Raw genomic sequence first — 14,034 nt, 5'->3', positions numbered from 1 at the left:
TCGACGCGGGCAACGCCACATGATCATCGATGCTTGGATGCAGCACCCGAATGCCGACTGGATCGGGAATCCGATGTTCGAATCCTTGCGTCGATGGAGACCCGGCAAGTGGTCGGAAACAGCACCTCCCATCGAAGACACGCTTGCCGAGATGGATCGTGCAGGCGTCTCCGTCGGTATGCTCTGCGCGTGGCACGGTCCGGGCGGCCCGATGATCAGCAACGACGAGGTCGCGCAATACTGTCGGGCATATCCTGATCGCTTTATCGGTATCGCATCCGTTGATCTTTTCCGTCCTATGGAGGCTGTGCGGGAGTTGAGGCTTCGGGTGAAGAGGGACGGTTTCAAGGGGTTGCGCGTTCTGCCCTGGGTTTGGGGCCTGCCGCCGGACGACCGCCGCTACTACCCATTGTTTGCAGAGTGCTGCGAGCTTGACGTCCCATTTTGCACGCAGGTCGGGCACGCAGGGCCATTGCGCGAGTCGGAGCCAGGGCGGCCTATCCCTTATCTCGATCGGGTCGCGCTGGAGTTTCCCGAGCTTCGCATTCTCGGTGGCCATATTGGCGTGCCATGGCTCAACGAGATGCTCTCACTCGTCATGAAATACCCGAACGTTTTCATTGACACGTCGGCTTACAAGGTCAGCCGGTATCCATCTGAGCTTGTCGAGTATATGCGCGGCAACAAGAGACATCGGGTCCTCTTCGGATCTAACCACCCGTTCTGGCCCGCGAGTGAATGTATCGCCGGACTTGATCATCTGAACCTTGGTGTCGAAGCCCAGTCAGCCTTCCTGGCGGACAACGCACGGCGCTTATTCAAATTAGCCTGACGTTCGGTTCGTTCACTGAACGTTACCCTGAATATTGGAGGATAGTCCGATGCCTTGGACCATCGAACGCCAGCGCCCGCATGTGGCTGTGGTGACCATGAACACCAATAAGGTCAACGCACAAAATCCAGCTTTCTTCGCCGATCTCCATGCAGCATTCGACCGTCTCGAAACCGAATTCAGCGATTGCGCTGTCGTCTTGACCGGCTCGGGTGCGGTTTTCACGGCCGGTCTCGACTTTGACCATCACTTCCCGCTGTTCGCGCGCCGCTCGCTCAAGGAGATCGACGCCTGGTTCGACGCTTACCGCGCTACGAACCTGCTTCTGTTCACGTACCCAAGGCCCACTGTGGCAGCAATCAACGGTCACGCCTACGCTGGCGGGCTGATAACCGCGCTCGATTGCGATCACCGCATAGCTGGCGAAGGTCCCCTCCAGTTCTCATTGAACGAGGTGCCCATCGGTATCCCAATGCCAGCTGTCTACTGCGAGATCATCAAGCACGCGGTTGGTCCGCGCGCGGCATTTGAATTGACCCTGTTCGGCCAAATCTATGATCTCGCGGCTGCGACCCGATTGGGCATTGTTCAGCAGACGGTCGCACCGGATAAGTTGCGAGATGCGGCCATCGCCTGGGCTGCCCTGGTGCCGCCGGACTGCTATGCGGCTTATGCCTTTTCGAAACGCGCGCTACAGGCAACCACCATGGCGGCAATCGATAACGCCGCTCGCCTTGATCGAGATTGGCTGTCGCGCGGCATGTCCGATCTCGGAAACATCCGTGCTCACGCGCGACGCTACAAGGAACTGAAAGGCAAGGACATCAGTTGGCCACTGCCTGCCTGAGAGTCGGTTACCACGTCGCTTTGGGTCATTTGCGTCGATTTTGGCATGTCCGCGCCCCCGGCTTCTTTGGTTCCGGGGCTTTAATTCTCGCCCGGGCACCCCATATAGAGCGCATGGCACAATGGAAATCATCGACCACGCGGCAACCACCGATGACAAAGGATGAGTTGCGCCTGATGCTGGCCGAAGCGGTCCGCAACACGAAGCCAATCGCGGATCACGGGCCGAAAGGCTCCCCAAAGGCCGAGGACGATCAGCCCTAGCTGGCCGCCAGCGGCTCGCCGCTCATTCGCAATAGCCAAAAAACGGAACAAGGCGCGGCGGCTGATGCCGATGCTGACAGCTTGGCCCAATCGGACGTTCACAAAGGAATAGCGGATGCGGATTGCTGCCAAGCCCACCGAACAAGAGATCATCGAGGGGCCGCAAGCGGTATCGTTTCAGATCGCGAACGGGAACGTGCGGCAGCGCTGCATTCTGCAAACCGAGCTGCCGACGAAGGCGCTGGCCCAAAAATATCTTCTCGCAAACTGGTCTGCTATCGAAAAGATGGCACGCGACGCGCTCGCGGCGGGAAATCTTGAAGACGGCCAGATCAAACTCGTCATCGCCTGAGCCGTTCATCATCAACGCCAGTTTTGGATTGCAGGAGCAGTTATGCTGAAAGATCGTGAGAATATCCTGAGTGCGCTCCGCGAGAAGCCGCTCAAGGCCTACCAACTCATGCGGCGCGCCAATCTTCCGAATGAGGAAGCCTGCCAATCCCTGCTTCTGAAAATGCGCGACGAAGGTCTGGTGAAATTCGACATCCACAAGGGGCTATGGCTCATCGGATAGTCAGATACATGCGGCGGGGATGTTTCCCGCCGTTTTTGTCTGCCGTCCGCCGCATCCGGCCCGGAAGAAATCCGGCAGCGTATCCGGCACCCACTCGAAGTTCAGCCAATTCGATAGCAAAATCTTTGCTGCCGTGACCGTGGTGACGTACCAGTCCTCTGGATCGGGCTGTGGCTCAGCGATGGCAACCGATCGGGAAATTACGCCGTTCGTTTTTGACCGATTGCCTCGAACTGCGCCTTCTGCTCGTCGCTTAGCGTAGCATAGAAGGCCTCGAGCGCGGCGCTCACCAGATAGATCGCTTGCTGCATGTCAACGAGCCGCCCGTCCACTGCGTCAAGGCGAGCGGGTGATGTGATCGCGTCTTTCGGCTGGCATTCGGCAGTCAGGATGTCGACAGCCCTGGCATTGGCGTCCTGCAGCACTTTAAGAGCCGCGCGTTGAGTGTCGTTCGGGTGTAGCCTGGCCTCGATCTCGTCCGCCGGCCATTGCAACACGGCTGGTTGCGCCGCGCCGCAACCTTGGGCAGGCGCTTCCGTGGCCCGATATGCGGCGGACGTCTTGCGTCGATCCTCGGCGAGTGCATTGAGCCGTGCTTCCTGTTCGTCTTCCAGCAGGTCATAGAATTTCCCCAGCGGCTGCCGCACGGCTAACACTGCCTCGATCATCACCCCGATGCGCTGGTGCATGACGGCCAATCGGTCCGGTGCTGTGAACGCCGTCTGCGTCAGACACGACGCCCGAATCATCTGGGCGGCCGAGATCCATGCGTTGGCAAGATCGTCCAAAGCGGCGCGCTGCGCCTCATTCGGCTGTATCGCCTGCTGAATCTGATTGATGGGGAGGCCGGCAATTTCGCGGCTGTCATCGCCGCAGAGCTGCTGCAGTGGAGGGACTCTGCGATGTCTTGGGCCGTGTGGGCTCGGTCCCGTATAGGCGGCGAGATCATTATGGCCGTAAGGCGCAAAGATCGCGGCATAGATGTCAGGATAACCGTAGTCCCAGAAGCCGATGCCGTCACCCCGGATGGTGTAGTCGTAGATGTCGTAAATGGCGAATGGCCAAAACAGCGGCCCGACCCATCCATATCCGCCGTCGCCGTGTCGCCACCACCCCTTCGCGATGTGACCGCCCTGCCAGCCCGCCAGCGCTGCAGCCGCGACAATTTGCCTGCGCACCGCCGGGTTGCCAAGCCCGGAATCCATGGCGTTGCGCACGTTTTGCGATCTGAGGGAGGTCGTTCGGATTTGGCCGTGACGAGCAAGAGCACGACCGTGATGTAGTCCCCCCAGTGACAATACGCGGGTTACTGCGAATCTCGCGACCCCAAGGGGACCAATGCCAAGACGCACCCTGGCCAGGGCCGGACTCGACAGCAGGGTTGCCAGAACGACAACAGCAATTCCAATGCGGGTCCTCGACATGCACCCTCCCGCGCCAAGCCTTATCGCGTCACTTTAGATGACGCCGAGAGGAACCGAAAGTTCCCTGCATTTGCCATGCAGACCAAGGCATCGCGCTGAAAGCCAGCGGTGCTGAGGCGGGTGCGACTCCGCGGCGATCGAAGTCGCAAAACGTCCGACTTCGATCCCGGAAGCGGGAGGCCGCTCCAGAGAGCGAAAGCTCCCAACGAATTCTAGCCCGCCTTTCGTAGCTTCAGGCTGTCGTAAAACGCCGTTTCGAAGTTCATGTAACCGACGAACGAAGCCGGATCGCCGAAGGGCAGAATTTGTGTGGCCCAGAATCCACCGAACCCATTCGCCCGATCGATCCAGTAGAAGAGATTGGCGAGGCCGGCCCAACCGAGAGCACCGGCCGGACGTCCCGTCGGGGCCTGTTCGTCGTTGATCATGAACGTCAGCGCCCAGGACTTCGACTGGCCCGGGAAGAACTCCGCGTCATTGGACAGCGAGGGAATGACTCCCGGAAGCGCCGTCACCTTTTTGTCGCCCAGATGGTTCTGCGCCGCCATGCGCACGGTCTCGGGCTTTAGCACCCGGCCATTGTCGCCCGCACCATCGTTGAGCCACATGCGGATGAAGCGCATGTAATCGCCGACGGTGGCGTAAAGGCCATGGCCGCCCATGTGAACTTGGGGATTGGCGGGAAGCTCGAAGTCCATTGGCGTGAGCGAGCCATCGGCGCCTCTTGCATGAACCCCGGCGAGCTTGCTGCGCATCGCATCCGTGAGGTCGAAGCTCGTGTCATTCATTCCGAGGGGTTCGAAAATGCGCGTCTTGAACACCTCGCCGAGCCGCTTTCCGGTGATGGCCTCGACGATTTGACCGCACCAGTCGAGATTGGTTCCGTATTCCCATTTGTCGCCCGGATCAAACAGAAGCGGGGTCATCAGCGACGCCTTGGAAGACGTGATGACGCTGGGCTGACCCTTCTCCTGCGCCAGGCGATTATAGGTATGACTGAAGAAATCATAACCAAAGCCGGCGGTGTGAACCATCAGCATGCGCGTGGTCACGTCGCGCTTCGGGGGGCGTAATTTCGGTTCGCCCTTGGCGTCGAAGCCCTCGATCACCTGCAGCTTGCCGATGTCGGGGGCGTAGACCTTGGCCGGCGCATCGAGATCGAGCTTGCCCTGTTCGACGAGCTGCAGAATCGCCGTGCCGGTGATCGCTTTGGTCGTCGAGAAGATGGCGAAAACGCTGTCCGTCGTCATTTCGGCCGGCTGATCGAGACAACGCTTGCCGGCCGCGCCTTCGTAGATATTGCGATGACGGTCTGTGACCATTGCGACCACGCCGGGGACGCGCGGGTTTGACGCAACGACCCCATCGAGAACGGCGTTTGCCGACGCATTGAAACCAGTGCTCATTGTCTTCCTCCCTTTATGTGATGAATGCTTTCGATCGCTGCCTGGAGCTTGCGTTCGGTCGCACGCGACGGCTGCGGTCGCGTGCGACAGGATCGTTGTCACGAGGCTTGTTACGAAGCCTGGCGGCGCCGCTCTCAATGCATGGCGAAGCCGCGGTAGCCGCTTGCTGCGACCTCGTCGCATTTGCCGTGATAGGTACCTACGCCGCCGGTGTAGGACAGCACCCGGCGCGGCTTGCCCTCGACATTCGAGCCGAGATACCAGGAGTTGGTTTTGGCGATGAGTGTCGCATTGGCGGTCTCGTCGTGATGCGCCACCCATTGGTCTTCCGCATCCTTTGTCGGCTCGATGACTTCCAGATTTCTGCTGCGCATGTACTTGATGCAGTTGTCGATCCACTCGACCTGCTTCTGGAGGCAGGTCGTCATGTTGCACAAGGCGGCCGACGGCGCGAGCGGCACGGCCGTCGTGAACAGGTTCGGATAGCCATGAATCTGCAGACCCATGGTGGTGCGGATATCCGCGCTCCAATCATCCTTCAATGCCCTGCCATCGCGACCGCGGATGTCGATGCGCGTCAGCGCGCCTGTTCCGGCGTCGAACCCGGTTGCCAGAATGATGACATCGAGCTTGTGGACCGTCCCGTCCGCCGTCTGTACGCCGTCAGGGGTCACGCGCTCGATCGGATTGTCCTTGACGCTGACGATCTCGACATTGGGACGATGGAAGGTTTCCAGGAAGTTCTGTTCCAGCGGCACGCGGTGCGTTCCGAAGCCGTAGTCGGTTGCGGCCGGAATGAGTAGTTCGCACAGCTTCGGATCCTGCAGCCGCTCACGCATCTTCTCGCGCACGAATTCAGATATTTGCCGGTTGATCTCCTCGTCGAAGAACATCTCGCCGAAGGAGGCGAGCCACAGCTTCAGAGAACCGTCGTTCCAGCAGTCTTCCAGCACCTCGCGGCGTCGAGCGGGCGTGAGATCGGCCCAGGCATGTTCGAAATCATACTCGAAGCCGGTGAACGTACTGGGTAGCTGCTTGGCGAAGAACTGGAATTTCGCCTTGTAGGCATCGACATCAGCGGTAGTGTATTTGGGGTTTTTTCATCGGGATGATGTATTGCGGCGTGCGGATGAAGACCTTCAGATGACCCGCGTCGGCGGCGATCGTCTGGATGACCTGAATGCCGGTCGCCCCGTTGCCCACCACGCCGACGCGCTTGCCGGCAAAATTGACGCCCTCTTTTGGCCAGCGCGCCGTATGGAATAGCTGACCCTTGAACGTCTCTTGGCCCGGAAACCTCGATGTCAGCGGTGCCGAGAGCATGCCGCAGCAGGTGATCAGGAACTGGGCGTGGATCGTTTCACCCTTGTCGGTTACGACCGTCCAACGCTTCGTCGCCTCGTCGAAATGCGCGCGCTCGACGGTCGTATTGAACTGAATATCCTTGCGGAGGTCGAGCTGGTCGGCGACGTAATTCAGCCAACGCTCGATTTCGGGCTGGCCCGGGAATTTCTCGCTCCAACTCCATCCTTTGTAGAGCTGTTCGGAGAACAGGTACTGATAAATATAGGCCTCCGAATCGAAACGCGCGCCAGGGTATCGGTTCCAGTACCACGTGCCGCCGACGCCGGAGGCGGCTTCGATCACTCTGACGTTTAATCCCTGCTCGCGCAGAAGATACAGTTGATAAAGCCCGGCGACACCGGCTCCGACGACCACGGCATCGAAGCTCGCCGTCTTCTGCGCCCCGTTGCCTCTTTTTGACTCTGCTGCTGCTTGGGTCATGCTTCCCTCCATTTGGCGTTTGTTTGAAGACATGCGACTTCGTTCGTCCGTCGTGAGACGGACGGCGCGCACATCGTGGTATCGTTCACGGCAGAACAGGCGGCTGGACGCTCGCTGCTGCGTCTCTTCTGGCTTGCCCGTGCTGTTAGCCGTGTCGGACGAGGAAGCTAGTCGCCGTCCGGCGTTCCCGGCTTGGATGAATTGCGCATTCTTTTGAACGAAAATGGTGGCATTGCACTGTGTTCCGCATTGGCCCTTGGCAAATTGCGAAACGGCCTTATGCTCGCGGGCTGCCGTCTGGCGAAAGAATATAGAGCGGTCAACCGCCCCCACGAATTCCAGACGCGGGAGGTTGCGCGATGGGCCGGTTGATCACGGTGGAGGAGCTCCCGCAATACGCCGGTGGCGACCTCAACTTGGACAGCGTGGCGACGGGAATGCCGGAATTTCGAATGCGGGTGTTCCGCTACGCCCCATCCGACATCTCGGTGCCCCCGTCGGAGAACTTCCTGATCGTCAATTATCGGGAAGGCGCGACATCCATGAACCGCCGCGTAACCGGCCCATGGAAGCAGGATCACGTCGGCCGGGGCGTGACGACATTGCTAACGCGCGCGGAGCCTTCGAATTGGGTCTGGCGACACGATATCGAAGTGTCTCATTTCTATATCTCGCCGGCGCTCATGATGAAGACGGCAAGCGAGGCTTTCGACCGCGACGCGGAGCGCGTTGAACTCCATGATTTGGTGCGGGCGGAAGATCCGGTATTGGCCTGGATCAGCGATCAAATGATTCAGGAGGTGGCCGCGGGAGGTCCGGGCGGGCGGCTCTGTTATGATGCGCTGGCGCTTCAGGCCAGCGTGCACATCCTGCGAAAATACGCCTCCGTCCAGTTCAAAATGCCACGCTCGCAGGGGCGCTTCAGGCCGGCCCATGCGCGGCTGATCGAGGATTACATCGAACAAAACATCTTCCGGAATATCACGCTCGAGGAATTGGCCAATATCTGCAACTGCACGCCGGTTCAGTTTGCGCGCAAATTCCAATCGCATTACGGAACCCGGCCGCATGCCTATGTCTTGAAACGCAAGGTGGAACGTGCGTGCCGGCATCTGCGCAAAGATCGCCTGGCGCTCAAGGAAATCGCGCTTCTGAGCGGCTTTTCCGATCAGAGCCATCTCAACCGGGTCTTTCGCCGGTACATGAACATCACGCCGGCCGAATATCGCAAAGATAACTGCGGCGCTTAGATGCGTGGTAGGCAAAGGCGCGCTTGCGCCGTGCCCACCATCCATCGAAGAGCGTCATTCTCACCGGTGGGCACGCGGAGCCTGTCATCACTGTGCGAGCGCAATTGCGCTCGTCGCTGGGCGCGCATTCGCGCGGCCCGTTGGCTTTTGTCCACCCTGCATTCTGCCGCGATTACTTCCCCGCGGTCTTTTGTTTGCCGCCTTCCGCATCCAGCCCGAGGGTGCGGCCGGGGAAACCCGCCGCGTCGAAATAGCGCTGCGAGCCGACGCGCTGGAAGTTCAGCACGGTGCGCTGGCCGTTCGCTGACGGTTTCGACCTCACGGTGCCGGCATGGGCTGTCGGCGTTGCGCCATTGGGCATCGCTTCGGTCATGACGCGGCCGATCAGCTTGCCTTTTGCTTTTTGCGTGAGCCCCATGATCTTCGCTGCGGTGGCGCCGACGTCGGCGTTGCTGACGGGGAGGGCGTCGACATAGCCCGATTTGAAGTCGGGCCCGATCGCCGCCGTAAAATTCAAGGTATCGCCGCGGCTGAAGCTGCCATGCATGCCCTGGCCCTGGCGCAGCACGGTGTCGGCGATCTGCACCGAGCAATTGGTCGGCTCGTCGCACCCTGACGACCAGGAGCGGAAGTTGACCACGATCGACGGGTGCGGCACGACCGCCTTGCCCTTGAGGCCAAGCTGCGACATCGGCAGCGTGCCGGGGAAATTTCCGAACTCGTCATCGACGAAGATGCCGCTGACGTAATCCTGCTCCAGCAGCGCCTTGATGGTGCGGTCAGCGAGCTTGCGCTCCTTGCTGGGGATATAGATCAGGTCCGATCCGCCGTTGGTTGCGACCACGAGATCGGGTTTCGCCGGGTCTTTGCCCAACAGGCCGTTGCCTGCCTTGGGATGGGCATTGTCGGCGACGCGGGCGTTCTTGTCGTTGGGGTCGAACAGCGGCAGGTTCAGCGCCTTCGCCAGATCGATGGCAACGAAGCCCATGGGGAGGAAATCCTTCGGCGTGTCTTCGTAGGAGATCGTTGCCGCCGGGCTGGTCTTGCTCTCCTTCGAGATCGTCGAGAAACCATGGTCGGAGGAGACGATGATGTTGGTCGACGCGGCGAGGCCGAGTTCGTCCAGCGCCTTGCGTAGCTGCGCCAGATTGTTGTCCGCGTTCTTGATGCCGGCCATCGAGGTCGGGCCGTTGATACCGGGGGTGATGGTATTCAGGCTGTCGCCGGTGTTGTGCTGGCTGCCGTCGGGGTCGCGCGACCAGAACACCAGCACGAACGGCTTGTTGCGCGCCTTGAACATCGGCAGCACGACCTTGGAGGCGACGTCGGCCATGTAGGCCTGCTGGGCGACATTGGCGCTCGTCGTGCCCGGCGTCTTGGCGTCGCCGGCCTTGCCGTTTTCGCCACGTGAAGGTGTCGCCTGCGGCAGGTTGGCCTTGGTCAGCGCCTCCTTCATTTCCTCCGAGAGCGGAACGCCGTTCTTGCTGCCGGTGGCGTCGTCGATGATGACCGAATGCAATCCGGCCGTTCCGACCTTGTCGGTATGGTCGAAGATGAAGGTGGGGCCGTGCTTGCCGATGGCGGCGGTGCTGTAGCCCTTCTCGCGCGCCATCTTCAAAAGCGTTTCTTCATTCAGGTAGTCGCCGCCGAAATGCTCGTCGACTTCGAGCAGGACGGGGTTGACCTCGAGGAACGGCGTCACGGTGTTGTTGGAGTGGGCGATGGGACGGCCGGTATAGATCGTGTTGCTGAAGGTGCCGGTATCGCCGAGGTAATGGCCGCTGGCCATCGCCGAGCCGTTCGCCATGGTGAAGGTCGGAAACAGCGAATGCGAGTTCTTGAAATTGACGCCCTTGTCGCGCACCTCGGCCATCGCAGGCGCGGTCTGGGACGTCACGATGCGCCCGCGCAGGCCGTCCGGCACGAACAGGATCAGGTTACGCGGATTGGCGTTTTGCGCGGACGCCGAGCCTGCGGCAAATGTGATCAGGCTGGCGGACAGCAATACAATTGTGCGGCGCATCAGGTTCTCCCCACAGGCAGCGGTTCCGGCGATCCGCCGTGGCTCCCGTTTAGTTTCGCTCTGCGACAGGATTGTTACATTGTGTGGAACCGGCCTCAAGAGCGGCGTCGAGATACAAGCAGCCGCGTTCGGTCAAAGGTTTAGGCCTTATTGCAGGAAACATCGGGGCTCCGGCGCCGTTCTCCTTGCCAGGAGGCCAGCCATGAGCAAGTTCCAACAGAAGGCCGAAGCCCAGACCAAACAGATCATCGGCCAAATGCTCGGCGATGAGCTGCTGGTGGAAGAGGGCAAAGCGCAGCAACGAGAAGCGACCGCGCCGGGACGCGGTCACCATGACCAGGGCGGCCATGACCAAGGCATCGTCCGCGACGAACGCGGACAAGAGCAGCCGCGGGACAAGGAGCGTGCCCAGCGCGTGAGCCGAGTCGACCGCGGCGGCGACCCGCCTGGAAAAAAGAAAAAGGGTTAGGTCGTTCAAAGTAGCCGATGCGCGGACCTGGAATAAATTAGAGGTCCGCGAACTGGGGCGTTAGCCTTTGGCCGGAGATTCTGGCGCGGCTTTCTCGGTCATCACGGCCGGCCCCGCGACCAAGCGGTAAGAGGGCACCCAAGCCGTATTCCAGTTTTCCATGGTCGTACCGCACAGCAAGCATTCGAAGCTGCTTATCTGGCGTCCGGAGGCCATGGATTCCGTTCGGTTGTAAACCGCGCCGCACTGACACGATCGGTGATGAGATTCGGCCATTCCACTTTATGCGCTCGTAATTCAAAACAGGCCACTATCAATTCCAACCAAGCCGTCCGTCCCGATGGCCGACGGAAAACAGGAATCAGGACGACACGAAAAAACCCGACACGAATGCCGGGCTGATCGCGAATATATTTCAAGGGTCGATAATGCGGACACCAGACCAACATTCGCTCGCGCGGTCTGTGCACAAAGTTACACAGGAATCGGAAAATCGGGAAAATTAGGCAACCGCGAATGCGCGTCGACTAAATCATCAATCGGAAGATGATCGGGCCCTCGCTTTTGCCTCTCGGGCCAGCCGCTCTGCCTTCAGGCGCTCACGATTTTCATGGAAGGATTTCTGCGCCTTTGCGTAATCAGTCATGGCCTTTCCGGGGATAACCTCCCTGAACGCCTTGCGGGCTTCGCGCTCGGCCGGAGTCGTCTCTCGACGCTCGAAGGTGCGATTTCTAATCATCTGGTTCTCGGCTTCGGTTAGATGACTCAACGCGGCGCGCTGTTTTTTGATCCAAAAAGCAGGTGGAATCAAAGCAGCGCAGCGGCGCTAAGCCCGCTTCGCGGCATAGCGCCAGGGCTGGCGCCGCCAACCACGCCGGCGGCTACTTCACCCGGCCAGAACCCGTTGCTCCGATGATAGACACGGATGTGAGGTTTCAGCTACGCCTCGCGTTCCCGAAAGCGTAACATGGCGTTCCAACTGCAAAATTCGCTTTCAGCTGCTTTATCCTGAAAAGCGAGCGCGGTGCCAGAGCGGATAAACCAGCCAGAACGCAAGCAACGCGACCAGCGCAATCGAACCGGCGCTCAGCGCTGTGACCGTATCGTCGGTGGTCTTGAAGAACACCACTGCGACGTCAGCCGCGATGCCTATGGCCAATGGTATCGAGGCGGCGATCACAAGACGAGATCCGATGTTGAAGAATTCCGGATCGTCTTCACCTTGAAAGCCCAAGCGGTGAACCGCCGCAGGCGTCATCAAGAGAATGACGGCCAGCGCTACCGCACATAGCGCGGCACAATGCACATATTTGAACAGGTCAGGCAGCTCGTTGAACGCCTTCGTCAAGGTGGCGATAAATTGAAATCCGAGCAGGGCCTGGCCGCCCGGAATGATGACCCGGGCCTCCGTCAGCATCTGCTCGATCTTGGATTTCAGCGAGGTCTTGTTGGATATTTCCTGCATCTGGTTTTTCCGATCCCGTCTCAGCGCAAAACCGAGCCCGTAAAGCAGCGCCAGGCCGACGGCGGTGAATGAGGCGCCGGCAGCGATAGCGAAGGTGCGGCCGAAAAGGTGTTCGAGGGCCACGAAGGCCGAGATGCCCAATCCGACGGTCAGCGGCAGCAGGCTGATGCCTGCCAGCCTCGTCGCCGTTGCGATCGCTCCAACCCGGCTGTCTCCGGCGAAGATGATCTGATGAAACAGGGAAGGGGCAATCAGGAGGCTGATGCTGATCAACATCATCGCAAGCCCCGCACCATGCATATGCCGGGCGGTGTCGGAGACGTAAGGGAAGCGCTCCTGGAAGACGGCCTCGAACTGGAATCCGAACAGCACCTGGGCTCCAAGGATCAGGAGCCTTGATTCATCGAGCGCAGTCTTCAGGCGGCTTTCGACATCCATCGCCATCTCCGCCAAGTGAACTTCCCTCGGATAGCGGAGTTCCAAACCGTCGCGCCTGCGGCACCGCGAGGGGGCTTGATTCAGACCGCTTGGAACGATGTCTGCCGACGCCGATTGACCGGGAGTGCTGCGCGACCAACTCAAAAGAGGCGGGCGCAACCGTTGAGTTGCATACGTGGTACCGCCCGAACGGCAATTGCGAGGTTACCCATGAAGAGCCAACGCATCGGCGCCGACGAGGAGGCGCGGGTTCACGTCATCATTTTGGATTCGGGCGAGGAGGCGTTTGCAGCGCTCACCCGCTTCGCCAATGAAGCAGGGATTTCCGCGGCCTCCCTGACCGCAATCGGCGCCTTCGAGCGGGCCACCGTCGGCTGGTTCGACATCGCCTCGAAGAGCTACCGCAAGATCGAGGTCAATGAGCAATGCGAAGTGCTCAGTGCAATCGGAGACATAGCCGTCGGCGATGACGACAAGCCGAGCCTTCATGTCCACATCGTGCTGGGGCTCGCCGACGGTTCGACCCGCGGCGGCCATCTGCTGGCAGGCATGGTGAGGCCGACGCTCGAAGTGGTCTTGACCGAAGTCCCGGCAATGCTTCGACGAAGGAAGCGGGCGGACCTCGGGATTGCGCTAATTGATCTTGCGACGGCGCGCAGCTAAAGCGTCGCGCGCGGCTTTAGGAACCATTCCGCTCGATTCAATGTTGTCCGCCCGCCAACAATGGAGGACGACATGGCTGAGAAAGACCTCAACGAACTATTTCTCGATACGCTCAAGGACATCTACTACGCCGAAAAGCAGATCCTGAAGGCGCTGCCGAAAATGGCGAAGGCGGCGAATTCGGATAAGCTGCGGTCGGCGTTCGAAAAGCACCACGACGAGACCGAGGGGCACGTCGAGCGGCTGGAACAGATATTCGAGTTGCTCGGCAAGGCCGCGCGCAGCAAGAAGTGCGATGCGATCGAGGGCATTCTCGATGAAGGCAAGGAGATCATGGAGGAGTATGCTGATACGCCCGCGCTCGATGCCGGCCTGCTGGCCGCAGCCCAGGCGGTCGAGCATTACGAGATTTCGCGCTACGGCACCCTGAAAGCCTGGGCGGCCAAGCTTAACAACCCGCAAGCCGTGAAGCTGATCGACCAGACCCTGGCCGAAGAGAAGAAGACCGACGAAACCCTGACCAAGATCGCGGAGACCGAGGTCAATTACGAGGCCGCGGCCTAAGACCGAAAGCCGGCTGGCGGCGCTGTGGCGA

Annotated in this window: 13 protein-coding genes and 1 pseudogene; 8 read left to right on the top strand and 6 right to left on the bottom strand. The window is 60.2% G+C overall.

Annotation, left to right across the window (positions count from 1 at the left end; translation table 11 throughout):
* Positions 1–19 precede the first annotated feature (19 nt).
* From V1293_RS08790 to V1293_RS08775, 4 genes are all read left to right on the top strand, one after another.
* A complete protein-coding gene (locus tag V1293_RS08790) occupies positions 20–832 on the top strand; it encodes an amidohydrolase family protein (RefSeq protein ID WP_334508540.1) in 813 nt (270 codons plus the stop codon).
* 49 nt (positions 833–881) lie between these two features.
* The gene (locus V1293_RS08785) at positions 882–1,679 is read left to right on the top strand and encodes an enoyl-CoA hydratase/isomerase family protein (protein ID WP_334508538.1); all 798 of its coding nucleotides are present in this window, start codon (positions 882–884) and stop codon (positions 1,677–1,679) included.
* 378 nt (positions 1,680–2,057) lie between these two features.
* Positions 2,058–2,294 (top strand): hypothetical protein, encoded by a 237-nt coding sequence (locus V1293_RS08780; RefSeq protein WP_334508536.1) that lies wholly within the window; start codon positions 2,058–2,060, stop codon positions 2,292–2,294.
* A 42-nt stretch (positions 2,295–2,336) separates the two neighbouring features.
* Positions 2,337–2,516 (top strand): hypothetical protein, encoded by a 180-nt coding sequence (locus V1293_RS08775; RefSeq protein ID WP_334508534.1) that lies wholly within the window; start codon positions 2,337–2,339, stop codon positions 2,514–2,516.
* Positions 2,517–2,716: 200 nt separating this feature from the next.
* Here the strand turns inward: V1293_RS08775 and V1293_RS08770 are convergent, their stop codons facing one another.
* The 3 genes and pseudogenes from V1293_RS08770 to V1293_RS08760 all read right to left on the bottom strand — a co-directional run bounded on the left by V1293_RS08770 (position 2,717) and on the right by V1293_RS08760 (position 7,131).
* A complete protein-coding gene (locus V1293_RS08770) occupies positions 2,717–3,721 on the bottom strand; it encodes a Spy/CpxP family protein refolding chaperone (RefSeq protein WP_334508532.1) in 1,005 nt (334 codons plus the stop codon).
* A 431-nt stretch (positions 3,722–4,152) separates the two neighbouring features.
* Positions 4,153–5,346, bottom strand: coding sequence for a serine hydrolase domain-containing protein (locus tag V1293_RS08765; RefSeq protein WP_334516669.1), 1,194 nt, complete (start codon positions 5,344–5,346; stop codon positions 4,153–4,155).
* A 134-nt stretch (positions 5,347–5,480) separates the two neighbouring features.
* Positions 5,481–7,131, bottom strand: a pseudogene (locus V1293_RS08760) (flavin-containing monooxygenase).
* Positions 7,132–7,490: 359 nt separating this feature from the next.
* On the opposite strand from V1293_RS08760, the gene V1293_RS08755 reads away from it, so the two are divergent.
* Positions 7,491–8,381, top strand: coding sequence for a helix-turn-helix transcriptional regulator (locus tag V1293_RS08755; RefSeq protein ID WP_334508529.1), 891 nt, complete (start codon positions 7,491–7,493; stop codon positions 8,379–8,381).
* Positions 8,382–8,553: 172 nt separating this feature from the next.
* On the opposite strand, the gene V1293_RS08750 is transcribed toward V1293_RS08755, so the two are convergent.
* Positions 8,554–10,404: an alkaline phosphatase family protein gene (locus tag V1293_RS08750; protein WP_334508526.1), complete on the bottom strand. Its 1,851-nt coding sequence runs from the start codon at positions 10,402–10,404 to the stop codon at positions 8,554–8,556.
* Between the two features lie 202 nt (positions 10,405–10,606).
* Between V1293_RS08750 and V1293_RS08745 the strand changes: the two genes are divergently transcribed.
* Positions 10,607–10,873, top strand: coding sequence for a hypothetical protein (locus V1293_RS08745; protein ID WP_334508524.1), 267 nt, complete (start codon positions 10,607–10,609; stop codon positions 10,871–10,873).
* Between the two features lie 535 nt (positions 10,874–11,408).
* On the opposite strand, the gene V1293_RS08740 is transcribed toward V1293_RS08745, so the two are convergent.
* Both V1293_RS08740 and V1293_RS08735 read right to left on the bottom strand, forming a co-directional pair.
* The gene (locus tag V1293_RS08740) at positions 11,409–11,612 is read right to left on the bottom strand and encodes a hypothetical protein (protein ID WP_334508521.1); all 204 of its coding nucleotides are present in this window, start codon (positions 11,610–11,612) and stop codon (positions 11,409–11,411) included.
* Between the two features lie 264 nt (positions 11,613–11,876).
* Entirely contained in the window at positions 11,877–12,776 is a 900-nt protein-coding gene (locus V1293_RS08735) for a DUF6328 family protein (protein ID WP_334508519.1), read from the bottom strand.
* A gap of 210 nt (positions 12,777–12,986) precedes the next feature.
* On the opposite strand from V1293_RS08735, the gene V1293_RS08730 reads away from it, so the two are divergent.
* Together V1293_RS08730 and V1293_RS08725 are read left to right on the top strand one after the other, a co-directional pair.
* The gene (locus V1293_RS08730) at positions 12,987–13,439 is read left to right on the top strand and encodes a PPC domain-containing DNA-binding protein (RefSeq protein WP_334508517.1); all 453 of its coding nucleotides are present in this window, start codon (positions 12,987–12,989) and stop codon (positions 13,437–13,439) included.
* Positions 13,440–13,511: 72 nt separating this feature from the next.
* Entirely contained in the window at positions 13,512–14,003 is a 492-nt protein-coding gene (locus V1293_RS08725) for a YciE/YciF ferroxidase family protein (protein WP_334508515.1), read from the top strand.
* The last annotated feature ends 31 nt before the right edge of the window (positions 14,004–14,034 follow it).

This window comes from Bradyrhizobium sp. AZCC 1693 (assembly GCF_036924745.1).
Taxonomy (GTDB): domain Bacteria; phylum Pseudomonadota; class Alphaproteobacteria; order Rhizobiales; family Xanthobacteraceae; genus Bradyrhizobium.
The sequence above is the reverse complement of the archived record's forward strand: the minus strand, read 5'-3'. Positions and strand labels throughout refer to the sequence as shown.